At 69.3% G+C, this 23861-nt stretch carries 23 protein-coding genes and 3 pseudogenes; 12 read left to right on the forward strand and 14 right to left on the reverse strand.

The annotated features are described in order from the left end of the window. Positions 1 to 90 precede the first annotated feature (90 nt). The 5 genes and pseudogenes from dapB (at position 91) to ABH940_RS30620 (ending at position 3442) form a co-directional block, all read left to right on the forward strand. On the forward strand, positions 91 to 825 hold the full coding sequence (dapB, locus tag ABH940_RS30600; RefSeq protein ID WP_370106793.1) for a 4-hydroxy-tetrahydrodipicolinate reductase: 735 nt from the start codon (positions 91 to 93) through the stop codon (positions 823 to 825). A 99-nt stretch (positions 826 to 924) separates the two neighbouring features. Beyond that, entirely contained in the window at positions 925 to 1683 is a 759-nt protein-coding gene (locus tag ABH940_RS30605; RefSeq protein ID WP_370106761.1) for an FCD domain-containing protein, read from the forward strand. A gap of 87 nt (positions 1684 to 1770) precedes the next feature. Beyond that, positions 1771 to 1962, forward strand: a pseudogene (locus tag ABH940_RS30610) (FAD-dependent oxidoreductase); the annotation flags it as partial. Positions 1963 to 2273: 311 nt separating this feature from the next. After that, positions 2274 to 3164: a 2-dehydropantoate 2-reductase gene (locus ABH940_RS30615; protein ID WP_370106762.1), complete on the forward strand. Its 891-nt coding sequence runs from the start codon at positions 2274 to 2276 to the stop codon at positions 3162 to 3164. 101 nt (positions 3165 to 3265) lie between these two features. Then, positions 3266 to 3442: a hypothetical protein gene (locus ABH940_RS30620; RefSeq protein WP_370062289.1), complete on the forward strand. Its 177-nt coding sequence runs from the start codon at positions 3266 to 3268 to the stop codon at positions 3440 to 3442. 278 nt (positions 3443 to 3720) lie between these two features. Here ABH940_RS30620 and ABH940_RS30625 read toward each other — a convergent pair whose 3' ends face one another. Next, on the reverse strand, positions 3721 to 4875 hold the full coding sequence (locus tag ABH940_RS30625; protein WP_370062291.1) for a PP2C family protein-serine/threonine phosphatase: 1155 nt from the start codon (positions 4873 to 4875) through the stop codon (positions 3721 to 3723). 578 nt (positions 4876 to 5453) lie between these two features. On the opposite strand from ABH940_RS30625, the gene ABH940_RS30630 reads away from it, so the two are divergent. Continuing rightward, positions 5454 to 5639: a YegP family protein gene (locus ABH940_RS30630; RefSeq protein ID WP_370062293.1), complete on the forward strand. Its 186-nt coding sequence runs from the start codon at positions 5454 to 5456 to the stop codon at positions 5637 to 5639. Next, positions 5636 to 5833 carry a YegP family protein gene (locus ABH940_RS30635; RefSeq protein WP_370062295.1) on the forward strand — a complete coding sequence of 66 codons (198 nt, stop codon included), beginning with the start codon at positions 5636 to 5638 and terminating at the stop codon, positions 5831 to 5833. The genes ABH940_RS30630 and ABH940_RS30635 overlap by 4 nt, the downstream gene beginning before the upstream one ends. Before the next feature lie 384 nt (positions 5834 to 6217). Here the strand turns inward: ABH940_RS30635 and ABH940_RS30640 are convergent, their stop codons facing one another. The 4 genes and pseudogenes from ABH940_RS30640 to ABH940_RS30655 form a co-directional block, all read right to left on the reverse strand. After that, positions 6218 to 6829 (reverse strand): cation transporter, encoded by a 612-nt coding sequence (locus tag ABH940_RS30640; RefSeq protein WP_370062297.1) that lies wholly within the window; start codon positions 6827 to 6829, stop codon positions 6218 to 6220. Further along, on the reverse strand, positions 6826 to 7401 hold the full coding sequence (locus ABH940_RS30645) for a Chromate resistance protein ChrB (RefSeq protein ID WP_370106763.1): 576 nt from the start codon (positions 7399 to 7401) through the stop codon (positions 6826 to 6828). The genes ABH940_RS30640 and ABH940_RS30645 overlap by 4 nt, the downstream gene beginning before the upstream one ends. A gap of 126 nt (positions 7402 to 7527) precedes the next feature. After that, a pseudogene (locus ABH940_RS30650) lies at positions 7528 to 7788 on the reverse strand (helix-turn-helix domain-containing protein); the annotation flags it as partial. A gap of 98 nt (positions 7789 to 7886) precedes the next feature. Next, positions 7887 to 8360 (reverse strand): hypothetical protein, encoded by a 474-nt coding sequence (locus ABH940_RS30655; RefSeq protein ID WP_370106764.1) that lies wholly within the window; start codon positions 8358 to 8360, stop codon positions 7887 to 7889. A 549-nt stretch (positions 8361 to 8909) separates the two neighbouring features. On the opposite strand from ABH940_RS30655, the gene ABH940_RS30660 reads away from it, so the two are divergent. Beyond that, entirely contained in the window at positions 8910 to 9077 is a 168-nt protein-coding gene (locus ABH940_RS30660) for a hypothetical protein (RefSeq protein WP_370062303.1), read from the forward strand. A gap of 101 nt (positions 9078 to 9178) precedes the next feature. On the opposite strand, the gene ABH940_RS30665 is transcribed toward ABH940_RS30660, so the two are convergent. From ABH940_RS30665 to ABH940_RS30680, 4 genes and pseudogenes are all read right to left on the reverse strand, one after another. Then, on the reverse strand, positions 9179 to 9427 hold the full coding sequence (locus tag ABH940_RS30665; RefSeq protein ID WP_196198144.1) for an SCO4226 family nickel-binding protein: 249 nt from the start codon (positions 9425 to 9427) through the stop codon (positions 9179 to 9181). A 133-nt stretch (positions 9428 to 9560) separates the two neighbouring features. Continuing rightward, positions 9561 to 10116: pseudogene (locus tag ABH940_RS30670) on the reverse strand (SpoIIE family protein phosphatase); the annotation flags it as partial. Positions 10117 to 10156: 40 nt separating this feature from the next. Continuing rightward, positions 10157 to 10441 (reverse strand): dihydroneopterin aldolase, encoded by a 285-nt coding sequence (locus ABH940_RS30675; protein WP_370106766.1) that lies wholly within the window; start codon positions 10439 to 10441, stop codon positions 10157 to 10159. Positions 10442 to 10568: 127 nt separating this feature from the next. Continuing rightward, on the reverse strand, positions 10569 to 12242 hold the full coding sequence (locus ABH940_RS30680; RefSeq protein ID WP_370062305.1) for a multicopper oxidase family protein: 1674 nt from the start codon (positions 12240 to 12242) through the stop codon (positions 10569 to 10571). A gap of 333 nt (positions 12243 to 12575) precedes the next feature. On the opposite strand from ABH940_RS30680, the gene ABH940_RS30685 reads away from it, so the two are divergent. Further along, positions 12576 to 13379 carry a G1 family glutamic endopeptidase gene (locus tag ABH940_RS30685; protein ID WP_370062307.1) on the forward strand — a complete coding sequence of 268 codons (804 nt, stop codon included), beginning with the start codon at positions 12576 to 12578 and terminating at the stop codon, positions 13377 to 13379. Positions 13380 to 13502: 123 nt separating this feature from the next. Here the strand turns inward: ABH940_RS30685 and ABH940_RS30690 are convergent, their stop codons facing one another. The 4 genes from ABH940_RS30690 to ABH940_RS30705 all read right to left on the reverse strand — a co-directional run bounded on the left by ABH940_RS30690 (position 13503) and on the right by ABH940_RS30705 (position 19025). Further along, positions 13503 to 14174 carry an MBL fold metallo-hydrolase gene (locus tag ABH940_RS30690; protein ID WP_370062309.1) on the reverse strand — a complete coding sequence of 224 codons (672 nt, stop codon included), beginning with the start codon at positions 14172 to 14174 and terminating at the stop codon, positions 13503 to 13505. After that, positions 14174 to 15262, reverse strand: coding sequence for an S-(hydroxymethyl)mycothiol dehydrogenase (locus tag ABH940_RS30695; RefSeq protein WP_370062311.1), 1089 nt, complete (start codon positions 15260 to 15262; stop codon positions 14174 to 14176). Before ABH940_RS30695 ends, ABH940_RS30690 begins: the two co-directional genes overlap by 1 nt. A 73-nt stretch (positions 15263 to 15335) precedes the next feature. Next, positions 15336 to 16457, reverse strand: coding sequence for an SRPBCC family protein (locus ABH940_RS30700; RefSeq protein ID WP_370106767.1), 1122 nt, complete (start codon positions 16455 to 16457; stop codon positions 15336 to 15338). 60 nt (positions 16458 to 16517) lie between these two features. Next, complete coding sequence (locus ABH940_RS30705; RefSeq protein ID WP_370106768.1) at positions 16518 to 19025, reverse strand: FAD-dependent oxidoreductase; 2508 nt, start codon at positions 19023 to 19025, stop codon at positions 16518 to 16520. 314 nt (positions 19026 to 19339) lie between these two features. On the opposite strand from ABH940_RS30705, the gene ABH940_RS30710 reads away from it, so the two are divergent. The 3 genes from ABH940_RS30710 to ABH940_RS30720 all read left to right on the forward strand — a co-directional run bounded on the left by ABH940_RS30710 (position 19340) and on the right by ABH940_RS30720 (position 22695). Further along, on the forward strand, positions 19340 to 20836 hold the full coding sequence (locus tag ABH940_RS30710) for an aldehyde dehydrogenase family protein (RefSeq protein ID WP_370062317.1): 1497 nt from the start codon (positions 19340 to 19342) through the stop codon (positions 20834 to 20836). A gap of 93 nt (positions 20837 to 20929) precedes the next feature. Then, the gene (locus ABH940_RS30715) at positions 20930 to 22468 is read left to right on the forward strand and encodes an APC family permease (RefSeq protein WP_370062319.1); all 1539 of its coding nucleotides are present in this window, start codon (positions 20930 to 20932) and stop codon (positions 22466 to 22468) included. Further along, entirely contained in the window at positions 22465 to 22695 is a 231-nt protein-coding gene (locus tag ABH940_RS30720; RefSeq protein WP_370062321.1) for a hypothetical protein, read from the forward strand. The genes ABH940_RS30715 and ABH940_RS30720 overlap by 4 nt, the downstream gene beginning before the upstream one ends. A gap of 210 nt (positions 22696 to 22905) precedes the next feature. Here ABH940_RS30720 and ABH940_RS30725 read toward each other — a convergent pair whose 3' ends face one another. Beyond that, positions 22906 to 23679 (reverse strand): IclR family transcriptional regulator, encoded by a 774-nt coding sequence (locus tag ABH940_RS30725; protein WP_370062323.1) that lies wholly within the window; start codon positions 23677 to 23679, stop codon positions 22906 to 22908. Positions 23680 to 23861 lie beyond the last annotated feature (182 nt).

Below are 23861 nucleotides of genomic sequence, written 5' to 3' on the forward strand. Positions count from 1 at the left end.
ATCCGCCACCACGCCCGCGACCCCCACCGCCCGCTCGCCACCTTCGGCATCACATGATCAAACCGGACAGATCCTCGGAACGACTCCGCCCTGGACGAGCTCACTGTCGTCTCGGGCGTGTCGCGGAAGCACGCCGGCAAGGACCTTGGCCTTGCCCTGGGTGTTGAACCGATGGATGTACCCCTGTTTTCCACCGTGCAGGAAGCGCTGGACGCCGGCTCGACTGACGTGCTGATCGACTACACATCGCACTTGAGCGTGAAGGACCACGTGCTCAGGTCGCTGCGCCACGGCGTGGCGGTGGTAGTCGGGTCGTCAGGCCTCTCTGCTGATGACTTCGCCGAGATCGAGGCCGCGGCAAGTGAAGCTGGACGCGGCGTCGTCGCGTCGGGCAACTTCTCGATCACGGCGTCACTGCTCCAGCATGCCGCACTGCTTGCCGCTGAGCATCTGCCGACATGGGAAGTCGTGGAGTACGCGGACTCCACGAAGGCGGACGCGCCTGGCGGGACGGCACGCGAATTGGCCGAACACCTCGCCGAGGTCCATGAACCGCAAATCGATGTCGCAATTGCGGATACCGGCGGTGTCCCGGCAGCGCGCGGGGCACCGATAGCCGCCACACAGGTACACAGTGTCAGGTTGCCCGGCTACGCACTGAGCGTTGAGATCCTGTTCGGGCTGCCCGCCGAGCGGCTCACGATCCGGCACGACGCCGGATCGGACACTACGCCTTACGTTGACGGAACCCTTCTGGCTGCCACCAAGGCCATGGACCGCATCGGCCTCGTGCGCGGTCTGGACACGCTCTTGTTCGCGCCCTAGAAGTCGAGCTCTGCTGTCTTGAAGTCGCTGGCCAGCGGGTTGGCGTGGAATCGATAAGGGACGCTCGCACCGGCTCGCACAGGAGATCGCCGATGCCGCGTGCGAGGGCGACCTACCGCTTTCCCGGACCTGGACCGGCAGTTCCACCTCGGCCTGCTCGAACTGCTGGGCATCCGCCGCCTGGTGGCGATGGTCGGCCAGCTGCGCGACCAGGCTCGACGGCAGGGCCCGCAGAACTTGGCCGACCAGGGGCGATGGACCCGCTCCGACGAGGAGCACAGGACATCGTCCGACGCCATCGCGTCGGACGAGGAGCCGGCCTCCGAGCACATGCGCAAGCACCGTCTTCCGCAAGGTCCGGGGCGAATAGCTCGGGCTCCACTGAGTCCGGCGTCGGTGGTTGCGGCCACCCCCCCTGTTCTCCAGTGTTCGGGGCAGGTCCCCGTCGCGTCGCTGATTTTTCTCAACTACGACAGGACAACTATGAGTACGCACGGCATACCCGCTCTGCTCTGCGCCCAGGCGGCGTACGCGGTGGTGGCGGCGGGCTACCACGCCCTCAGTATTCGCGAGAAGCGGGCAGGTCGCCGGCCGCTGCACTCGGAGTCAGGAGGAGCGAGATTCCTCGTGATGGTCGCTTACACCGCATCACTGGGGCTGGGGCTGGCACGCCTTGATGTCGCCTACCGGATCGCGATGGCCGTGTTCATCGTGATCCTCGGCTATGGCGGGCTCCTGGTCCACCTGCTGCGGGGCCCAGGTGACTACTACCGGAGCCGGGCAGCGTGGGCCAGCCCCATCGCCATCAACGTAGCGGGGCTGGCGCTGAACATCACCGGTCTGGTCGCCGGGGCTTGATCTGCGCGGCGGCGGCACCGAACGCGAAGCGGGGCTGCGCGTGTCAATACTCATCAGCAACTTGTGTTGTCAGAAGGAGAAGTGCTCATGGACGCCGACTTGATCGTCGTCGGGGCAGGTCTCGCGGGGTTGATGGCAGCCCATGAACTCACCTCGCGGGGGCGTCGGGTGGCGCTGGTGGATCAGGAGAACGCCGCGAGTCTCGGCGGTCAGGCCGTCTGGTCCTTCGGCGGCCTGTTCTTCGTCGATTCGCCCGAGCAGCGGCGTCTGGGGGTGGAACGCCCTGGAGGGCACCTTCCTCGGTGGCTGCCTCTTCTCGAGCCGCCAAGGAGGACGCGCCGTCGCCCAGGCGACCTCCAACTGACGCCACACTTGGCCCACCTCGCGCGCCACTCCCGCATTTCTCTTCACACTCCGCGACCCACTGCAACGCCGACCGAGAGGTCGCGCCCCACGCCAGACCTGGAGCACTCCATGGTTGAGACCACCCGCCCCACCATCACCGTGTTCGGCGCCGGCAGCATCGGCTGCCACCTGGGCGGCGCGCTCGCCGCCGTCGCTGACGTCACTCTGATTGGCCGGGCCCCCCCATGGACGTCCTGGCTGAGTGCGGTCTGACGTTCAGCCGGGCGGGCAGCGCTCCCCGCCGAATCGAACCGGACGAACTGCGCTTTGCGACCGGCCCGGACGCGGTAGGCGATGCCGACTACGTACTCGTCACGGTGAAGACAGCAGCGACCGCCGAGGCCGGCCGGCAGCTGGCGCCGCACCTCCGCTCCGACGCGGTGGTGGTGAGCTTCCAGAACGGCCTGCACAACCCGGACACCCTGCGCGCGGAACTGCCAGGCCATACAGTCCTGGCGGGAATGGTCCCGTACAACGTCGTGCAGACCGAAGCCGGAACCGTCCACCAGGGCATGCCCGGCACCATCATGGTCGAACAGGCCCCAGCTGCCGACAAGTTGATCCGCCTGTGCACGGCAGCGGGCCTGTCGGTCCAGGCGCGCGGAGACATCGCCGAGGTCCAGTACGGCAAACTCCTGATGAATCTCAACAACGCGATCAACGCCCTGTCCGGGTTGCCGCTGCGCGAGCAACTGGGCCTGCGCACCTATCGGTTGTGCCTGGCCCTCTGCCAGCGCGAGGCACTGATCGCGTATCGGACCGCCGGAGTGCGGCCGGCGAAGCTCGGCCCGATGCCGGCCGCGATCACACCGCATGTGCTGCGACTGCCTGATGCCCTGTTCCGGCGCGTGGCCGCCTCTACATTGGACATCGATGAGCAGGCTCGCTCCTCGATGTGGGAGGACCTCGAGCGTGGTCGGCCAACCGAGATCGACTCCCTGCAGGGCGAGATCGTCGCTCTGGCCGCGCGGCACGGCCAGTCCGCACCGGCCAACGCGTGCCTGACGAGGCTGGTGCATGAGCCAGAGACAGCTCCCGAGGTTGTGTCGTGGACCGGGGAACGGCTGCTCCAGTAGGTACTGTCGGCGGTCCGAGGCTGAATCGCGCACCTGTGGGTGCCGAACGTTGCGTCCATGCAGGGCAGGGCAGCTTTGTGCTCGGGCGTCCGAGATCCGGCGTGAGCAGCGACACCAACTCGCCGGGCCGATTTGGTCGCCCACGTGTGGTGGGCCTTCTTTTTCGCGCCGATTGCGAACAGGCCGATCGTCGTCATGCGGGTCAGCGTCATCCGCTCGCGGCCTTGGTCGGCGACTTCGAGGCGAAGAGTGCTGAGCTGGAAGGTCTTGCGATGTAGGCCTGCGAGGACGGTTATCGTGGCCTGCTCATTGTCGATCTTGATTCCGAAGCCGAACGGTGGCTTTGGTGGCGGCACCAACACTTCACTGATCATGGCGACGACTCCTGTCCCGGCGCGGCATGCACCCGCCTTGCGGCTGCCCGCCGATTGGCCCGGGGGCACCTGCGTGGGTAGCGCTTCGGCCGGGCGGTGTAGGCGACCTTGGCAGTTGGGTGAACCGATCGCCGGACGGTTCGGGCCTCGGTCGCCCTGCAGACCAGCTGCAGGCGGACGGTTCAGTGGCTCTCGCGGGTTCCCGCGCCCCGCTGGCTGATCCGGGATCCGACCGGCCGCTCGATCGCGATCGCGGCAGCGTCGTCGCCGAGGCGGCGCCCGCAGTGCTGCAAGAGGTCGTGCTGCAGGTGTCGCAACAGACTCTCCGGACCCTGGCCCGTCCAGTTCTGTACGCGTTCCGCCAGTGGGTAGAACTCGCCGACCTGGTTGCGCGCTTCGATGACGCCGTCGGTGTAGAGGAGCAGAGTGTCGCCGGCCTCGAAGGCGGCGGCCTCCTCGGTGTAGTCGGCCAGAGCCAACATGTGCATGCCGAGCGGCGGGGCGGGATTGGGGCTTGCCAGGAGCCGGACATCGCCATCGCGGATCAGCAGTGGTGGCGGGTGCCCGCAACTGGTGAACTGCACGGAGTGCCCGCGGCTGGGGATGTTGAGCAGCAGGGCGGTGATGAAGTGCTCGGCGGCATGGGCGTAGTCGTCGACGAAGTCGGCCAGGTAGCGGCTGACGCTGAGGTCCAGGGCGGCGGCGAGCTCGGGCAGGGTGGTGTGGCTGTCGGCGGCCTCGCGAAACGCCCCGATCAGTAGGGCCGACTCGCCGACGGCGGTCAGTCCCTTGCCGCGCACGTCCCCGATGATCATGCGGGTACCGTGCCGGGTGCGGGTCGCCGTGTAGAGGTCGCCGCCGATCTCGGCCTGGTCCGCGGCGGCCAGGTAGAAGGAGGAGATGCGCAGTTCCCCCAGGCGTTCGGGCAACGGCCTCATGAGTGCGCGCTGAGCCGCCTCGGACACGGAGCGTACCTGCTGAAGCTGGCGCTCGCGCCGGTCGCGGATCCGGGTGAGAACAACGACCAGGGTGGACAGCGCCGTGGTGGCGAGGATCTGGACGGCCTCCTGGCGCTGCACCGCCAGCACATCCAGCCGGGCGGCGAGGAAGGCCTGGGCGCACACGGCCAGCAGTCCCGTTGCCGCGGTGAGCCACGCGTCGCCGATCAGTGCCGCGATCAGGGGAGCCAGGACGAGCAGCACCCCGTAGTGGACATTGTCCGTGGTGAGCACGTCGAAGACCGTGACCGCGGCGACGAACCCGATCGGGATCAGCGCCAGCGCATGGTGTCCGCGCCAGGCCGGCCACGTCGAACGGTTTCCCTTCGACGCTCCCACACATCCACCATGCGCTCCGCAGCGCCCCTGCTCCACACCGGAACGAGGGTGCCGCCGTGCGTCACGGAGGTGAACGCGTAGTGGTGTGGCTCAAAGGCGAACGACCTTGCCCCACGAAGAAGAGTGGCCACCATCACGGCACCGAAGAAGGACCCCTGTGCCGGTTGTTGGACGACTCTCTGGGTGAGCACGTAGGTGGGGGTTCACGTCACTGACGGCCGATCCGGACCTCCCGCAGCATCCGCTGCCGCTTCCCGCAGGCCGTCCGCCGGGCTGGTGGCGGTGAGCAGGGCGACCGAGATGGTGCCGCCGGCGGCTGCCAGTCCAAGCGACAACACCCGACCGGACGACGCACGCGAGGAACCTCACGCCACTCGCGTCCGTGATCACGAATTCGACCCTCGCCGGTCGGCGCATGCCCATGAGGCCCCTCAGCGCTCGGCAGTCTGAGAAACCTGGCAGCCGTGTTTCAGCAGGCCGGGGGCTGGTTTGCTGTATGGGTTCGCCGTCTCGGAATGCCAACCCAACCCTCCGGTCGCACGCTGGAGTGAGCGACCCATCGTTGCAGGGAGGCTGGCATGAGCGCACACTTCGAGGTCTACGAGGACAAGGCCCACCAGTGGCGATTCCGGCTCAAGGCCGGCAATGGTGAGATCGTCGCCGTCGGTGAGTCCTACCCGACGAAAACGAACGCTGAGCGTGGCTGCGAGGCGGTGAAGCGCGCCGCGGCCGAGGCGGACATCGTCGAAGCCAAGGCCGCATGATGGCCCGCGCCATCCCGCACTTCGAGGTCTGGCAAGGCGAAGACAACGAGTGGCGCCGGCATCTCAAAGCCGCCGGCGGTGAGATCCTCGCAGAGGAGAAGGGCTTCGACACCGAGGACGACGCCGGGCGGGCGTGCGACGCGGTCAAGCGCCCTGCGGCGGAGGCCCACATCATCGAAGCCAAGGCCGCGTGAACAGTAGCTACGGTCCTGGTGACGCGCCGATGATGTTCTGCCTCGGCTGCAACCGCGAGCGGGCGTGGACGCCCTTTGGGCGCTGCTCGTGGGAGTGCCAAAGGGCCATCAGTTCGCGTTTTCTGAAGGAACCTGGCTGGTGAACTCAAGGGTCTGCTGTGTGGACTTGGTGCATCGACAGCTGGGAGTTCGCGAATCCGAGGTGGACTCCAGTGCTGCAGAGAGACAACACGCCTGATCCAGGGCGAGATGGCTGCTCTCAACATAGGCCGGGCGCAATGATGAGGACGGGCGAAATCTGACCAGGGTTGCTCGTCACCTCAGTTCATTTACTCTGCAGCAGAGAAGGGGTCCGGCGGTCGACGGGCCCCTTTGCGCTCGGGGTCAATGTTCGCCGAGGAAGATCTCCTTGACCTCGCGGGCGGCGTAGTAGACGAGGACGTAGCCGGCGGCTGGGTCGGCCCACCACCAGCCGAACGCCAGGTTGAGGATCAGTCCGAGCAGCACGGCGGCGGCCAGGAGGCCGTCGATGAGGGTGACGCGGCCCTCGGTCTTGAGGACCGGGTTGTCGAGCGCGGTGCCGGTGCGCGCCTTTCCGTATGCGAGCGAGAACATCACGGCCGCGGTGATCGCGGTCCACACGATGCCGAGGGTTGAGTGGTGCGGACGGAAGCCGGCCACGAGGACCCAGGTCGACTGCACGAGCAGGTACAGCCCGAGCAGCGCGAAGCCGACGCCGATCAGCCTCAGGGCGCGCTTTTGGCGTTCCTCGCCGGCCCCGGACAGCTCCCAGATCACGACGGTGGAGGCGCCGATCTCGATCAGGGAGTCCAGGCCGAAGCCGGCCAGCGCCACCGAGCGGGCGCTGATCGCGGCGATGGCCAGGACCACGATGCCGACCACGTTCCAGCCCAGCGTCGTGTACTCCAGGGCGAAGCCCCGCCGCAGCAGCGCGGCCCGGGACACCTCAACGGTTTCTGCAGAATCTTGCGTCACGGCATGAGTGTAACGGGCGTTAGATTCCGATGTTCGGCTTGGCAGTCTCGACGGCGTAGACCCGCTCCGCGAAGTGCTCCAGTGCGCTGCCGCACTCCTGGACCGCTCTCACGGCCTCGTTCTGCCGTGCCGCGCCGAATTGGTCCCCGGGCGCGGATCTTGTCCAACCAGGTCCGGAGCTTGGCCAGGTCCTCGTCGTTCTCCTCCAGCTCGGCGTAGGTGAAGTGCTCTTCGGCGGTCTCGGTTTCGATCTCGGCGAGGAAGTCCCGGCACTGGCCCAGCAGCTCGGCGTACTCCTCGTCCCGGGCCGTGTTGAACGCGCCCACGACCTCGTCCTCCCCCGCGAGTGCTTCCGCCCGGAGCACTTGGGCGGAGCCGCCCATCTCGATGATGTCCTGGCGCAGCAGCCGAAGTGCCCGCTCCGCCTCCGGCGAGGCCGGCAGGACCGCCACCGCGTTCTGCAGGTACATCGCCCCGAGCGCCTTGAGTCGGCGCCAAACCCCGGCACGCAGCCGAGTCGGCTCGGTGGGAATTCGGTAGCTGAGCAGCAGCCATTTGATCGCATCCGCCATGCGCCCAGTCTGCCCCCGCCGCGATCCTCCCCGGCGAGTGGACCACCCCGCCCCCTCGAACGGACGATATTGAAGTGTGGGGAACGAAGCCCAGCTCCAGTGACATCAGCAACGCGTGTGGGCGACTGCGGCTACATCTCCGAGCTTGATGGCGGTCACGATGCCTGGGAACGCGTTGCGGGCCGAGGTGGAGCGTCGCTCGCCGTCCTCACCGTCGCCCTCTTTGGCCAACTGCACACAGAACGCGGCCAGGTCTGCACCTTCCACGATCCGCCGGTCGCCGGCGTCGCGGGTGGTCGTGAAGCGCCCGGCATCCGCCCAACGGCGCGCGGTGTCGATGCTCACGCCGAGCAGTTCAGCGGCCTGGCCGATCGTGTAGGACTCCATAGGTCAGAGCCTAGGGCGGTGACGTGCGGCGAGCTGCTGGCGGCGCGCCTCAGGCTCGATCGATCCCTGACACCGGGCTGGGCGTCTCGCAGTTCCGGTCATTGTGGAGGTCGGCGGAGGTGGATGTTGACTTCGGTGAGGCCTGGGTGGCCGAGGGTTGCGGTGTAGCGCAGGGCGGTGCCGACGCTGACGCCGAATAGCGCGCACAGGCGGCGTACGTCGCCGCCGGATTCCCGTGCCTCGTCCAGGATTCGGTCCTCGCGGATGGACTGAGCTGTCATGCCGAGGGTCTTGTTGACCCACGCACTGGTGACGGGCGAGATGCGGCGGGCGGTGAACTGGGTGATGAACAGGTGCGGGTTGGCGGTAAGCGGCCATCGTCGGTCGCGCACGTCGAGGTAGGCGCGGAGTCGCTGCTCGACCTGGGGCGCGAGGAGGATCACCCGGCCGTCGAGATGGAGGCGGCCGTCGACGCCGAGGTCCGGGCGCCAGTCCTTGACGTCCAGCTTCTCGGTCTCGTTGATTCGCAGGCCCGCCCGGCGCCACAAGGACGCGGCAAAGTAGTCCCGCACGGCCGGCAGGTACTGGCCTTCGGCGGTCCGTTGAACTTGTCGATCGGCTGGACCAGCACGTGGCCGGTCAGCGCATGGATGTCGCCCTGGTAGCGGCCGATCAGGAACTCGTAGAAGGACGCGAGCGCCCAGGCCTTGACCTGCACCGTGGCCGGCGCCCACCCGCAGTCCTTGCGCTGGTGGGCCAGAAACCGGTCCGCGTCCTCAGGGCCTGCCGCCCACACCGGCCTGCCAACGAATCGCATGAACTCGCAGATGACCCGCCGATCCCCGGCGACCGTCCCGTCTCCCACTCCCGCGCCGACGCTCGCCAGCAGGTACTGGTCGACGAGCTCCTGCTCGAAGTCCTCTGACTCCTGCGCGGTCCGTAGCTGCCGCGGGGCGTCCATCGAACGCACTACGGCCAGGGCCACGACCACCACCCCAGCTCAATGAAGGCGACCATGCCTCACAGATACCGGTAGGCCGTCAGGAATCCCGACGGAACCTCACTCTTACCACGCGAACGAGTGAACCCTCCCTCACCTGCACCGCAGGCCAGGCAGGCCCATGCGTCATCCAGGGAACGCGAGGGACTTCCTACACGACCAAGACCGCGACGACCCCGCCGAGCACCAGGCGATGCAGCTGGCCGCGCCGGAGGCGTTCGCGTTCTTCTTCGGCCTGCCTCCCGGCCGGCGGGTCGACGGCGGCTCGGATGTCAGTGACGCGCCGTAGCTTCGAATCAGCGCACCGGCCCGGGGCAGCACGCAGATTGCGACGGGCCGGGCCGGCTCCGACACTCGGGAGCGGCCCGGCCTCTGCGCTTTAGCGTGAAGTCAGGCCGTCAACGGCACCGGGTGGATCTCGTCCGCCCGATGGCCGGCCCGCTCATGGATCCGCTGGACGGCTTCCATGGACGGTGCTTCGGACAGGCAGTAGACCGTGCCAGAGTCCGGGTCTGCCCACGCCTGCTTGAAGTGGACCTGTTCCTCCGCTTCGATCGCGAGATCAGCTTGGTGGGCTGCAGCGAGTTGATCGGCTGTGATGCCAGCCATGCCGTGGTGGACGTCCATGAATACAGCCATGATCCCGACACCTCCGATGTTCAGGGGCCACGACGCTTTCATCATCGCCCGGCTTGGCGTGGCGTGCCAGTTTCGCTCGCGCTGGCTGGTGTTCCCGATTCGGGGATGCGCTGGTTGGCACGGCGCGTCCGACGCCGACGGGTGGCAGCAGGTCGGACAGCAGTGCGTCGGCGAGGGCATCCGGGTTGGCGCCCAGGTGGCGGGCCGGGGACGCGGCGAGGTGGTCCAGGCCGGCGGTGATGTCCTGGTGGCGGCGCTCGATGACCCCGTCGGTGAAAGGGGTGACGGCTTCGGGGCGCGGGCCGGGGTCGGGGGAGGCGTCCAGGGGCGGGTCGAGGGCCTGGTCGAGCCAGGTCACGCGGCCGTCGGTGTGCAGGTGCGCGGGTGGGGGTGGCCGGCGCTGGAGTAGGTGATGGTGTGCCGGCTCCAGTCGACGAAGCAGGTCACCGCGGTGGTGGACTCGGCGCCGTCGACGAAGCTGGCGTAGCGGCCCAGCACGTCCAGGGCCTGGGCCGGGCCGTCGGCGACACGGGAGGTGGCGGCGAGGGCGCTGCGGAGTTGGCCCATGACGTCGGCCGCTTCCAGGCCGTGGCCGACGACGTCGCCGACGGAGACGCCGACGCGGTCACCGCCGTGAGGTCGGCGATGTCGTACCAATCGCCGCAGACGTTCAGCGCGCCGGTCGCGGGGTCAGCGATGTCCAGCGTCCGCACCGGTCGCACCCACCGGTCACTGCCTGGAACGGGAGATCGTCACGGCCACGTCGTCGAACGGCACCTGGATCGGGGCTTCGGGCTTGTGCACGGTGACCTCGACCTCGCGCACACCGTCGTGCCCCAGGCAGGCGTCGGCGATCTGCTGGGCCAGGGTCTCGATCAGGTCGACCGGAGGGCCTTCGGCGAGCGCCACCACCTGTTCCGAGACCCGGCCGTAGTCGACCGTCAGGGCGAGGTCGGCGGTGGTGCCGCGCGCGCCGAAGACGACGAGCGGGCCGAAGACCGGGTCCTGGACCACACCGGCCAGCAGCTCCGTCCCGGTGGCACAGCGCGGCTGGACCTGCGCTCATGTACTACGCCATCCGCGAGGTTCGGGAGATCTTCTTCACGGCTCACTGAGTGCGGGGCCCGCCTGGATTCTGTCTTCACGCGACCACGTTGATGAAGCTCATCATCCCGTTGTCCTCGTGGGCCGCTATGTGGCAGTGGAACATGTAGCGGCCGGTGAAGTCGGAGAAGGCGACGCGGATCACCACGACGCCCGGCTTTCCGTTGACCTCGTTCGGGACCGGGATGATGTCCTGCTGGTGGGTGTAGGGCTGTGCTACGCCGTTGATCGACATCACCTGGAACGCCGAGGTGTGCAGGTGGAAGGGGTGTATCTCGCCACTGGTGTTGACGAGGGTCCACTCCTCGACCGTGCCCAGCTTCGCCGGGGTGGCGAAGACCGACGGTGCGTCCATGGAGAACTGCTTGCCGTCGATGTAGAAGCTGTTGCCGTCAGCGCTCTCGGACAGGACGACCGTGCGGTGCTGTGCGATCGGCGCGCCCGCGAGGTTCGGCGCGGCCGTCGGGATGCGCCCGGAGACGGTCGGCAGTGAGTGCGCGGGGCGGCCGGACACGTTCAGCTGGAGCAGCGGGACGTTCGGGTAGGAGTCGCCCTGCGGGCCGTTGCTGTAGGCGAGGGTCCGCAGCCAGGTGCGCGCGGGGTGCGCGCCTGCGGTCACCAGCACGTCGTACCGCTTGCCCGGAGGCAGCAGCAGGGACGAGGCCGTGGTCACCTGCGCGACCGGGGTGCCGTCCTCGCCGATCACGGTGAAGCGGTAGCCGTCGAGTTGGAGCTTGTAGAAGATGTCCGCCCCGGCGTTGGCGAGCCGCCACAGCTGGGTCTCGCCGGGACGCATGGTCAGCACCGGCCGCAGCTGCCCGTCGACCAGGCGGACGGTCGGGTTGTTCGAGTTGATCGATGTGGTGGCGGTGTTCTGGACGATGTGGCCGCCGCTGTCGATCTGGGCGTCCTTGAACACCATGGTGTGCGCGGTGATGTGACGCAGCGCGGGCGGCAGCAGCGACCGGTCGTCGCCGACGATCAGCGCTCCGGAGAGCCCGGCGAAGATCTGGTTCTCGACGTCGCCCGGCACGAAGGCGGTGGGGGAGGCCGACGCGGAGGGCGTCGGGCTCGACATGCCGGGCATACCTGCCATTCCGGCCATGGCTGACGCATCGTCGGAGTCGCTACCGTCGTCGGTCACCATCGTGCCCGGCGCCGGGCAGGTGGTGCCCATGGCGTGGCTGTGGTACCAGAACGTCCCTTGAGGGTGGTTGCGCGGGATCGCCAGGTGGTAGACCAGCGTCTTGCCCGGTGCGACGCAGAGGAACGGGTCGTCGGAGTCGCCGGTCGGCGACACGTGCAGGCCGTGGAAGTGCAGGTTGGTGGCCACCGGGAGGTGGTTGACCAGGCGGATCGTCAGGTCCGTACCCGGCTGCGCGTGCAGCGTCGGCGCGACGAACCGGCCGTTGTACGACTGTCCCCACACCGGGCGGCCGGAGAGGTCGAAGCGCGTCTGTCGGGCGTCCAGGGTGATGGTCAGGCCGGGCTTCGCGCTCGCGTCGACGGGCTCGGTGAACGGACGGCCCGCCACCATGCCCTGCTCCTGCTGCGCCGTCGACGGCGGCTGTGGCGAGGGTGACGCGATCGCCTGTCCGGCGAAGGCCGCGCCGACCATGCCGACCACGAGGGCGGCTGCGCTCAGGCGACGTCGGCGCAGGCGCCCGGATCTGTCGGTTTCCTTTGCCGTGCTCGGTATGTGACTGATCATCGGATCCCCCGTTCACGAGCGCGGGGGTGAGCTCATAGCTTTTCCCCCGAAAGCTCAGAAGTTTTTCAAAGGAAAGCATGTCAAGTGCGCCACGCCGAAACAATCCCGAACGTGTAACGGGGACTTTGCCGCGATGTGTCATCAGAGGAACCTCAGAAGTTTCTGCTTCAACCCTCTTTTCAGCGTGTACGCGACACCTCTACGCTCCGGTAGCGGCAGCAAGCACCACACCGCAGGGTGACACGCCACGCCCTCCGGGTCTGCCGGCGTTCCGCTCGAACCGCAACTCCCTTGCACGTCCAGTGAAGTTGGACACCGTCCGAAAGGAATCCGATGCAGCTCCGCCACCTGCTCGCCCCCGGCTCGGCCCTCGTCCTCATGGCCACCGCGTTCGCGCCCGCCGCTGCCGCGGCCACCGTCGCGACCGCCGGGCACGCCGCTTCCGCCGTGACGGTCGACGCGCCGATGCACCACGTCAGCGGGCAGCACGGCAGCGTGCCGTTCTTCGTCAGCCACGGTGGTGGCGTCAAGCACGCCACGTCGACCAGCGACAACTGGTCCGGCTACGCCGCCACCGGCTCGACCTACAACAGTGTCTCGACCACGTTCGTCCAGCCGTCCGTGGACTGCTCGCAGGGCGACGGCTACTCCAGCTTCTGGGTCGGCCTCGACGGCTACAGCTCCAGCTCGGTCGAGCAGACCGGCACCGAGGCCGACTGCTCCGGCGGCCAGGCCTCGTACTCGGCCTGGTACGAGATGTACCCGGCCAACCCGGTCACCTACAGCAACACCGTCCAGCCCGGCGACACCATCACCGAGACCGTCAGCTACGCCTCGGGCACGTACACCCTCAAGCTCGCCGACAAGACCGAGGGCTGGACCAAGACCGTCACGAAGAAGGAGAGCGGCCTGGCCCGCTCGTCCGCCGAGGTCATAGCCGAGGCCCCGTACTCCGGCGGCGTCCTGCCGCTGGACGACTTCGGGACCGTGAACTTCACCAACTCCACGGTGAACGGCAGCAGCCTGGCCTCCACCAACCCGACCGGCATCAACATGGCCTCCGACTCGGGCACGCCCGAGGCCACCATCTCCGCCCTCAACGGCGGCGCCTTCTCCATCACCTGGAACAGCCTGTAACCCAAGCCACCTCCCGGCACCGCCCCGGCCCGTCCCCGTCGGTCTTCCCCCATCCGACGGGGACGGGCCCGGCCGTTGTCACAGCCGGGCCCGTCACACCACCGTCGGTCGCACCACCGTCCGTCAGTGCCCGCGGGCGATCCACTCGTCCAGGTGCGGGGCCTCCGCGCCGACGGTGGTCGGGTCGCCGTGGCCGGTGCGGACCGTCGTCTCCGGCGGCAGGGTGAGCAGCCGTTCGCGGATCGAGCGGACGATGGTGGGGAAGTCGGAGAAGGACCTACCGGTCGCGCCCGGTCCGCCCGCGAAGAGCGTGTCGCCGGTGAAGACCGTGCCGAGCGCCGGAGCGTGCAGCGAGACCGCCCCGGGGCTGTGGCCCGGAGTGTGCAGGACGTGCAGGTCCACGCCGGCGACGTGCAGCACGGCGCCGTCCTTGAGCACGCCGTCCGGCTCACGGTCGGGGTGGGTCATCCGCCACAGCGTCAGGTCGTCCGGGTGGAGGAGGATCGGCGCGCCGGTGCGGTCCGCGAGTGCGGGAGCGGCGTTGACGTGGTCGTTGTGGCCGTGAGTGCACACGATCGCGGTGACCCGCCGCCCGCCGACGGCGGTCGCGACGGCGTCCGCGTCGTGGGCCGGATCCAGGACCAGTACCTCGCTGTCGTCGCCCACCAGCCAGACGTTGTTGTCCACCGCCCAGCTGCCGCCGTCCAGGGTGAACGTGCCCGAGGTGACCAGGAGTTCGACGCGGGCGGCGGAGTCGGACGGAGCCCCTGCCGACGGCGCTGCGGACGCCGCCATCAGAACAGCACCACCGAACGCAGCACGTCGCCGCCGCGCATCCGCTCGAAGGCCTGCTCGACCTCGTCGAGGGCGATGGTCTCGCTCACGAAGGCGTCCAGGTCCAGGCGGCCCTGGAGGTGGAGGTCGATCAGCATCGGGAAGTCGCGCGAGGGCAGGCAGTCGCCGTACCAGGAGGACTTCAGCGCGCCGCCGCGCCCGAAGACGTCCAGCAACGGCAGTTCGAGCGTCATCTCGGGCGTGGGGACGCCGACCAGGACGACCGTTCCGGCCAGGTCGCGGGCGTAGAAGGCCTGCTTGTACGTCTCCGGGCGGCCGACCGCCTCGATCACCACGTCCGCGCCGAAGCCGTCGGTCAGCTCCTGGATCGCCGCGACCGGGTCCGTCTCGCGGGAGTTGACGGTGTGCGTCGCACCGACGGTGCGCGCCTTGTCCAGCTTTCGCTCGTCGACGTCGACCGCGATGATCCGCCGCGCGCCTGCCAGCCGCGAGCCGACGATGGCCGCGTCGCCGACGCCGCCGCAGCCGATCACGGCCACCGAGTCGCCGCGGCTGACCGCACCGGTGTTGATGGCCGCGCCGATCCCGGCCATCACCCCGCAGCCGAGCAGCCCGGCGACGGCCGGGGAGGCGGCCGGGTCGACCTTGGTGCACTGACCGGCGGCGACCAGCGTCTTCTCGGCGAACGCGCCGATGCCCAGCGCGGGGGAGAGCTCCTGGCCGGTGTCGGCGAGGGTCATCTTCTGGGTCGCGTTGTGGGTGTTGAAGCAGTACCACGGCCGCCCGCGCCGACAGGCCCGGCACTGGCCGCAGACGGCACGCCAGTTGAGGATCACGAAGTCCCCCGGCGCGACCTCGGTCACGCCCTCGCCGACCTGCTCGACGATCCCGGCCGCCTCGTGCCCGAGCAGGAACGGGAAGTCGTCGTTGATGCCGCCCTCGCGGTAGTGCAGGTCGGTGTGGCAGACGCCGCACGCCTGCACGCGCACCACCGCCTCGCCGGGGCCCGGGTCGGGGACGACGATCGTCTCCACCCGCACGGGTTCGCCCTTGCCGGGGGCGACGACTGCTCGGACCTGCTGGGGCATGGAACGACACCTTTCGCGGGGCAACCGGGATACGGGGAAGCGGCCGTGGCGATCATGGAATCAGCTCATGGAATCAGGAGCGCAGCCGGTCGGCAACCCATGTGTGGAAGTCTCCGATGTGGTGCTCGCTGGGGACCAGCACTCCGCCCCGAGCATAGGCGCGCGAGTCCATCGCGGGCTGGCAGCGCTCGCACGCGTCGAAGTCCTGCACGTTGACCCGGTGGAACAGCTCGACGGAACGGTCCAGGTCGGCGCCGTTGTCGACCACGTCCTTGAGGAAGAGCCAGTCGCACTCGACGACCGTCCGGTCCGCGGCGAGCGGGAACATGCGATGGACGATGGCGTGGTCGGGCACCAGGTTGACGAACACCTGCGGCTTGACCGTGATGGCGTAGTACCGCCGGTCCTGCTCCGCCGAGACGCCGGGGATCCGGGTGACCCCGGGGCTGCCGTCCACGGTGAAACCCTGCGCCTCCTCGGCGAACTCCGCGCCGTGGCCCACGTAGTACTGGGCCGCGTAGCCTCCGGCGAACTCCGGCAGCATCTCGGTGAGTTCGGGGTGGATGGTGGCGCAGTGGTAGCACTCCATGAAGTTCTCGACGATCAGCTTCCAGTTGGCCTTGACGTCGTAGCGGACGCGTCGGCCGAGGGCGAGCTGGTCGAGCTGGTAGTGGCCGATCGCCTCCGGGGTGCCCAGCCGCTGGGTCGCCGCGGCGACCACCTCGCCCTCGAAGGACGGCGGCTTCTCGGCGAGGCAGACCCAGACGTAACCGAGCCACTCGCGGACGTGCACCGGGACGAGCCCGAAGGTGGTCCGGTCCACGTCCGGCATCGAGGTGAGGTTGGGGGCGGCCACCAGCCTGCCGTCGAGGCCGTAGGTCCAGGCGTGGTACGGGCACTGGAACGCCCGCTTCACCGCGCCCGCTTCCTCCGTGCACAGGCGTGCGCCGCGGTGGCGGCAGACGTTGAGGAACGCCTTGATCGTGTGGTCCCGCGAGCGGGTCACCAGCACGCTCTCCCGGCCGACCTGCACGGTCTGGAACCTGCCCGGCGCGTCCAGCTCGGCGGCGCGGACGGCGCAGAACCACAGGGACTCGAAGATCTTCTCCTGCTCCCGCGCGAAGACCTGCGGATCGGTGTAGGAGGAGCCGGGCAGGGTGCTGATCAGGCTCGGCGGCAGCTCGGTCGCGGTCACGTCGTGTGCCTTTCGACGAGGCGGTCGGGGAAAGGTGCTGAACCAAGGGCCGTTCGGTACTCAGCGGCGGATGCGGGCCATCTCGGGGTCGAACAGCGGCTCCGCCGCGACGGTCGCGGGCAGCCGTTCGCCGAAGTACTCGACCTGGACGCGCGTGCCGGGCGCTGCGGCCGTCGCGGGCAGCCAGGCGTAGGCGATGGACCGGCCGACCGAGTACCCGTAGGCGGCGCTGGTGACGTACCCGGCCGGGGCGCCGTCGACGTACACCGGCTCCTTGCCCGTCACCACCGCGTGCGGGTCGTCCAGGACCAGGCAGGCCAGCCGTCGCGCCACGGTCTCCTCGGTGACGCCGACCAGTGCCTCCCGCCCGACGAAGTCGCCTTTGTCCATCCGGACCGCGAAGCCGAGGCCGGCCTCGTACGGGTTGTGCTCGGCTGTCATGTCGGTGCCCCAGGAGCGGTAACCCTTCTCCAGGCGCAGGCTGTTGAACGCGCTGCGGCCCGCCGCGACGATGCCCAGCGGCTGCCCGGCGCGCCAGAGCGTGTCCCACAGCTGCTGCCCCGCGTCCGCCGTGGTGTACAGCTCCCAGCCGAGCTCGCCGACGTAGGAGAGGCGCATCGCGGTGACGGGGACGTTGCCGAGGTACGTCTGCCTCGCCTTGAAGTAGCCGAAGCCGCGGTGTGAGAAGTCGGCGCCGGTCAGCGGCTGGACCAGCTCGCGGGCGAGCGGGCCCCAGACGCCCAGGCAGCAGGTCCCGGCGGTGATGTCGCGGACCTGGACCGTCCCGTCGTCCGGCAGGTGGCGGGTGAACCAGTCCAGGTCGAGCATGCCGTTGGCGCCGACCTGGAAGCGCCGCTCGCCCAGCCGGGCCACCGTCAGATCGCTGCGCACGCCGCCGGACTCGTCGAGCAGCAGGGTGTAGGTGACCGCGCCGACCGGCTTGTCCAACTGGTTGGTGGTCAGGCGCTGGAGGAAGGCGAGCGCGCCCGGCCCGGTGACCTCCAGCCGCTTCAGCGCCGTCATGTCGTAGAGCGCGACGCGTGAGCGGGTGGCCAGCGCCTCGGCACCCGCGATCGGGGACCAGTAGCGCGACGCCCACGCGCCCCGTCCGGGGATCTCCGAGACCTCGGCGAGGCCCGCGTTGGCCTCGTACCAGTGCGGGCGCTCCCACCCCGAGGCCTCCAGGAACACCGCGCCCAGCTCGCGCTGGCGGGCGTGGAAGGGGCTTACCCGCAGCGGGCGCGGTTCCTCCATGGGCTGCAGCGGGTGGACGATGTCGTAGACCTCGACGAAGTTCTGGCAGCTGCGCTGGTGCACATAGGCGGGGGCGAGCTGGACCTGCTCGAAGCGGTTCAGGTCGCACTCGTGCAGATCGGTTCGCGACCGGCCCTCGACCAGCCACTCGGCCATCGCCTTGGCCACGCCCGCCGAGTGGGTCACCCAGACCGCCTCGGCGACCCAGAAGCCGCTCAACTCGGGTGCCTCGCCCAGCAACGGGAAGCCGTCGGGGGTGAACGAGAAGACGCCGTTGAAGCCCTCCTCGACCTTGGCGCCCGCGAGCGCGGGCAGCAGGGCGCGGGCGTCGTGCCAGGAGGGTTCGAAGTCCTCCTCGGTGAAGGCCAGCATCGAGGGCATCACCGGGCCGCCGGGCGCGGCTGGGTGGTCGAGGTCATCGAGGTCATCGAGGTCGTCGAGGTCGACGGGCAGGGGGCGGTGCGCGTAGGAGCCGATGCCGATCCGGTCCACGTGCTCGCGGAAGTAGAGGTCACGGTCCTGGTACCGCAGGATCGGCTTGGTGGCCTCCTGCAGCTCGGTGTTCTGCCCGGCCAGCACCGGCAGCGGAGTGGTGCGCGCGTACTGGTGGGCCATCGGGACCAGCGGCACGGTCAGCCCGGCCATCCGGCCCAGCTTCGGACCCCAGAAGCCGGCGCAGGAGACGACGATGTCGGCGGGGAAGACGGCCTGCTCGGTGCCCACGCCGGTGCCCACACCGGCGACGTCGGTGACGACGCCGGTGACCCTGCCGCCGCTCGACTCGATCCCGGTGACGGTGTGGTGGGCCAGGAACCGCGCACCGCGCGCCTCGGCCCGACGGGCCTGGGCCTCGCCGGCGCGCAGCGCCTTGGCGAGACCGTCGTCGGGGGTGTGCAGCCCGGCCAGGACCTGCTCGCGGTCGAGCAGCGGGTGCAGCGCGACGCACTCGTCGGGGTCGGCCAGCCGGGCGCGCACGCCCCAGGAGGCGGCCCAGCCGCGCTTGCGCGTGAGCTCCGCGACGCGCTCCGGGGTGGTGGCCACTTCCAGACCGCCGACCTTGCGGAAGCACCACTGCCCGTCGAGCGAGAGGTCCGTGTACTTGTCGACCGTGTAACGGGCGAACTCGGTCATCGTCTTGGAGGAGTTGGTCTGGAAGACCAGGCCGGGGGCGTGCGAGCTCGATCCGCCGGTGGCGAAGAGAGGCCCCTGGTCGAGCACGGTGACCTCGGTCCAGCCGCGGGCGGTGAGTTCGTCGGCCAGCGCGCAGCCCACGATCCCTGCGCCGACGATCACGACCTTCGGTTGAGCTGTCAAGTGATCCGTCCCCTCGGGAGGTCGACCCTGACGGTGCATTAACCACTGTTGTGCGGGCGGTGCTTGATGGTCCTCACCCTGCGCCGGTCGAGTTCCGAATGGCGCACAGCAATGCGTGATGTGAAACAGCGTCCGTCCGGACTGAGGTCGTGTCAAGACGCCTGGCAGGTATGCCGACGGCCATTGCGGTCGTACTGTCGTGACCTGGTGGCGAACCCCTTGACACCCCCTTGACGCCGCTTCCATACTCGGCGGCACGTTGCGGATGAAGACAGTTGTTGCACATGACGCAACTCACCCGAGGAGGCGGCGGCTTGCGCCCATCCATCCGATCCGAGTCCCTGCTCGTCGCCGACTCCTGGAGTCCGGCCGAGAACGGCCGCCTCCGGCAGATCGTCAATCCCTTCGACGCGAGCGTTCTGGCTGCGGTCGCCGAGGCGTCCGGCGCGGACGTCGATCGGGCGGTTCGCGCTGCTCGCAAAGCTTTTGACGAAGGCTCATGGCCCGCCGCGCCTGCGGCCCGACGGGCCGCGGTCCTGACCGCCCTGGCCGACGCGCTCCAAGCGCACCGCGAGGACCTGGCCCATGTGGAGACGCTCGACACCGGCAAGACCCTGGCCGAGAGCCGCTACGACGTCGACGACTCCACGGCCGTGCTGCGCTACTACGCCGCGCTGGTCACCACCGACGCCGGCCGCACCGTCGACACCGGCCGCGCCGACGCCATCAGCCGGATCGTCCACGAGCCGGTCGGCGTCTGCGCGTTGATCACCCCGTGGAACTACCCGCTGCTGCAGATCACCTGGAAGCTCGCCCCGGCGCTCGTCGCCGGGAACACCGTGGTCGCCAAGCCCAGCGAGGTCACCCCACTCACCACGATCCGTCTCTTCGAGCTGCTGCAGCCGCTGCTCGCCGACGCGGGCGCCCCGGCCGGAACGGCCAACCTGGTGACCGGCGGTGGCGTCGCGGGAGCGGCGCTGGCCGAGCACACCGGAGTGGACCTGGTCTCCTTCACCGGCGGCCTAGCCACCGGACGGTCCGTCATGCGCGCCGCCGCCGAGACGGTCAAGCGGGTCGCCCTGGAACTCGGCGGCAAGAACCCGAACATCGTCTTCGCCGACGCCGATCTCGACGCCGCTGTGGACTTTGCGCTCACCGCGGCGTTCCTGCATTCCGGCCAGGTCTGCTCGGCCGGATCGCGACTGCTGCTCCACCGCAGCCTGCACGAGGACTTCACCGCCGAACTGGCCCGTCGCGCCGACCGGATCCGGCTCGGCGACGGACTGGCCAAGGGCACCGAGTGCGGCCCGCTGGTGTCCGCGGAGCACCGCGCCAAGGTCGAGCGCCATCTGGCCGGTGCGCTCGTCGAGGGAGCGGTGGTGCGGGCGGGCGGCGGCCGCCCGGTCGAACCCGAGCTGCAGGACGGCTTCTTCCTGCGGCCCACGGTGCTCGACGGCTGCCACGCGGGCATGGCAGTGGTCCGCGAGGAGGTCTTCGGACCGGTCCTGACCGTCGAGCTCTTCGACGAGGAGGACGAGGCCGTGGCGCTGGCCAACGACACGCCCTACGGCCTGGCCGGAGCCGTCTGGACCCAGGACGCCGGACGCGGCGAACGGGTGGCGGCCCGGCTGCGGATGGGCACGGTATGGATCAACGACTACCACCCCTATGTCCCGCAGGCCGAGTGGGGCGGCTACAAGCAGTCCGGAACCGGCCGCGAGCTGGGCCCGACCGGTCTGCGTGAGTACCAGGAGACCAAGCACATCTGGCGCACGCTCACCCCCGCACCACAGCACTGGTTCGCCGGCTGACGCCCGCACGACGGGGTCGCGGTTCCCGGACCACGCTCCGTGTCTTGTCCTCGAAGCACTTTTTCTGAGCATTCGGAGCACCTGGAGCTGCCCATGAGCACCTCGGGAAAGACCACCGCCCCCGGACAACCGGGGGAGGACACCGCCGACCTGGCCCGGTTCGGCTACCGACAGGAACTGGAGCGGTCCCTCGGCTCCTTCTCCAGTTTCGCCGCCGGGTTCAGCTACATCTCCATCATGACCGGCGTCTTCCAGCTCTTCGGCTTCGGATTCGGTGCGGGCGGGCCGGCGTTCATCTGGTCCTGGCCGCTGGTCTTCGTCGGCCAGCTCGCCGTCGCGCTCTGCTTCGCCGAGATGGCCGGGCAGTTCCCGCTGGCGGGCGGCGTCTACCAGTGGTCCAAGCAGATCGCCCGCCCGATCACCTCGTGGATGTCCGGCTGGATCATGGCGATCGGCGCGGTGGTCACCGCTGCCGCCGTCGCGGTCGCCTACCAGGTGATCCTGCCGCAGGTCTCGCTGGCCTTCGAGATCGTGGGAAGCCCCTCGGACGCGGGTCAGACCGCGACGCCCAACGGGGCCAAGAACGCGATCCTGCTCGCCCTCGGGCTGGTCGTCTTCACCACGCTGGTCAACCTCGTCGGCGTCAAGCTGATGGCGAAGATCAACAACTTCGGCGTGGCGGTGGAGCTGACCGGCGTCACCCTGCTGATCGTCATGCTCGCGATCCACATCCACCGCGGCCCGCAGGTCGTGCTCAAGACGGCGGGGACGGGGACCGGGCACTCCTGGGGCTACCTCGGCGCGTTCCTGGTCGCGTCCATCATGAGCGCCTACGTCTTCTACGGCTTCGACACGGCGGGCGCGCTGGCGGAGGAGACCAAGGAGCCGCGCCGGCACGCCCCGCGGGCCATCATCCGGGCGATCAGCGCGGCGTTCCTCGCGGGCGGGCTGCTGATGCTGATCGGCATGATGGCGGTGGGCGACATCAACTCCCAGGCGCTGGGCTCGCTCGGGATGCCGTACCTGATCAAGTCCACGCTCGGGAACGGCCTCGGGGACGTCTTCCTGATCTGCTCGGCGATCGCCATCACCGTCTGCTGCCTGGCCGTCCAGACCGCCGCGATCCGGCTGCTCTTCGCCATGGCACGGGACGGGCGGCTGCCGTTCGGCCACGCCATCGCCAAGGTGTCGCCGCGCTCCAAGACCCCGGTCGTGCCCGCGCTGCTGACAGGTGCGCTGACCATCGCGCTGCTGCTGGTCAACATCGGGAACCAGCGCGTCTTCTACATCCTGACCTCGGTCGCGATCATCCTCTTCTACATCCCCTACCTGATGGTCACCGGCCCGATGCTGCTGCGCCGCCTGCGCGGCGAGTGGCCGCGTCCGGACCACGGACCGTACTTCAACCTCGGGCGCTGGGGTACTCCGGTGAACGCGTTTGCGGTGCTCTACGGCGCGGCGATGACCGTCAACCTCGCGTGGCCGCGTGCCTCCGTGTACGGGAGCGACCACTGGTACTACCAGTGGGGCGCCGTGGTCTTCACCGCGGTCATCACGGCCGTGGGCCTCGGCCTCTACCTGCGCTACCGCCGGACGGCGGCCACTCGTCCACCTGTCACCATGGACGCATGACGTTCAGTGACTGGGCAGAGCGGCACTACGGCAGCGAGGACCTCGCGCTCGTCGACTGTGTCGCATCGATCGAGGAAGCGGGAGGCGACGACTTCGCGCAGCTGTCGGCCGACACGAGGGCGAAGGCGGTCCAGCTCTTCGTCGGCTGGATCGCGACACACCACCCCGACGAGTCAGCGACGGGCGCGTTGGCGGGCGAGTTCCTCGCGGAGCTGATGACCGGTTGACCTCAGGGCCTAGGCCCTGTCGTCAAACTCGCGTCGGATCAGCCCGGGTTGTCTGGTGCGGCCAGCTGCAAGGCGGAGGATCGCCCTCGTACTGGGCCGTACTTGGGCGATGCGACAACGCAGCGTGGGGGTACCCCCGGCCGAAGGCTGGGGGAGGGCGTGCCAGGCGAGCCGGGCCCGGCGGGAGTTTGACGACAGGGCCTGGGGTCGTCAGCCGACGCGGACGTGGCCGAGGCGTGCGGAGATCTCCTCGGCCGCGTCGCGGACGGCGACTGCCACGTCCGCGAGACGGCTCTCCGAGAGGCGGAAGGAGGGCCCGGACACGCTGACCGCAGCGACCACCTGGCCGTTGTGGGCGTAGACCGGAGCGGCGACCGCGTTCAGCCCGGTCTCCAACTCCTCGACCGTGCAAGCGAATCCGTCCGCCCGGGCAGCGTCGAGCTGTTGGCGCAGCAGGGTGGGGTCGGTGACCGTACGCGGGGTGAAGCGCGTCAGCTCCAGGGCGAGGCGCTGCTCCAGGGCGGTGCCCGGCAGGTGGGCGAGCAGCACCTTGCCGCTGGACGTCGCGTGCAGCGGGGTGCGCTGGCCGACCCAGTTGTGCGTGGTGAGCGCCGAAGGGCCGAGTACCTGGTCGACGTTGACGGCCGCGTCGCCGTCCAGGATCGCCACGTTGATGGTCTCGGCGACCTCCGCCGCCAGCCGCTCACAGACCGGGCGGCTCTGCTGCGACAGGTCCAGCCGTACGGTCGCCGCTCCGGCCAGCCGCACCAGGCCCAGGCCCAGGCGGTACTTGCCGCGCTCGCCGGGCTGTTCGACCAGTCCGCGCAGCTCCAGGGCGGCGACCAGCCGGAAGGCGGTCGACTTGTGGACGCCGAGTTCGGCGGCTATCTCGGTGACGCCCGCCTCCCCGCGCCTGGCCAGGAGTTCGAGGATCGTCACCGCCCGGTCCACGGACTGCACCGGGGATTCCGCGCTGTTGCTCATGGCGCAACATTATGCACGCGTGGCCGCAGGGCGAAAGCCTTGACAAGGCATCAGGCGCCGGAAACCATGTTGCGTATGCCGCATCGAGTTGTGTAATACGCGACACTGCCCGGCAGTTGAGCGCGGTACCGCTCCGAGCAGCGCGAGTGTTCCGATCCCCGGAGTCCTTGGAGTCCTTGGAG

The sequence above is a fragment of the Streptacidiphilus sp. BW17 genome (assembly GCF_041262485.1).
Classification (GTDB): Bacteria; Actinomycetota; Actinomycetes; order Streptomycetales; family Streptomycetaceae; genus Streptacidiphilus.

Coding starts and splice junctions, on each gene's coding strand:
- ABH940_RS30695 (WP_370062311.1), bottom strand. CDS start 15,262: ATGCCCCAGCAGGTCCGAGCAGTCGTCGCCCCCGGCAAGGGCGAACCC.
- ABH940_RS30635 (WP_370062295.1), top strand. CDS start 5,636: ATGATGGCCCGCGCCATCCCGCACTTCGAGGTCTGGCAAGGCGAAGAC.
- ABH940_RS30645 (WP_370106763.1), bottom strand. CDS start 7,401: ATGGCGGATGCGATCAAATGGCTGCTGCTCAGCTACCGAATTCCCACC.
- ABH940_RS30690 (WP_370062309.1), bottom strand. CDS start 14,174: ATGGCGGCGTCCGCAGCGCCGTCGGCAGGGGCTCCGTCCGACTCCGCC.
- ABH940_RS30660 (WP_370062303.1), top strand. CDS start 8,910: ATGCGTCATCCAGGGAACGCGAGGGACTTCCTACACGACCAAGACCGC.
- ABH940_RS30720 (WP_370062321.1), top strand. CDS start 22,465: ATGACGTTCAGTGACTGGGCAGAGCGGCACTACGGCAGCGAGGACCTC.
- ABH940_RS30725 (WP_370062323.1), bottom strand. CDS start 23,679: ATGAGCAACAGCGCGGAATCCCCGGTGCAGTCCGTGGACCGGGCGGTG.
- ABH940_RS30665 (WP_196198144.1), bottom strand. CDS start 9,427: ATGGCTGTATTCATGGACGTCCACCACGGCATGGCTGGCATCACAGCC.
- ABH940_RS30680 (WP_370062305.1), bottom strand. CDS start 12,242: ATGATCAGTCACATACCGAGCACGGCAAAGGAAACCGACAGATCCGGG.
- ABH940_RS30685 (WP_370062307.1), top strand. CDS start 12,576: ATGCAGCTCCGCCACCTGCTCGCCCCCGGCTCGGCCCTCGTCCTCATG.
- ABH940_RS30715 (WP_370062319.1), top strand. CDS start 20,930: ATGAGCACCTCGGGAAAGACCACCGCCCCCGGACAACCGGGGGAGGAC.
- ABH940_RS30615 (WP_370106762.1), top strand. CDS start 2,274: ATGGACGTCCTGGCTGAGTGCGGTCTGACGTTCAGCCGGGCGGGCAGC.
- ABH940_RS30630 (WP_370062293.1), top strand. CDS start 5,454: ATGAGCGCACACTTCGAGGTCTACGAGGACAAGGCCCACCAGTGGCGA.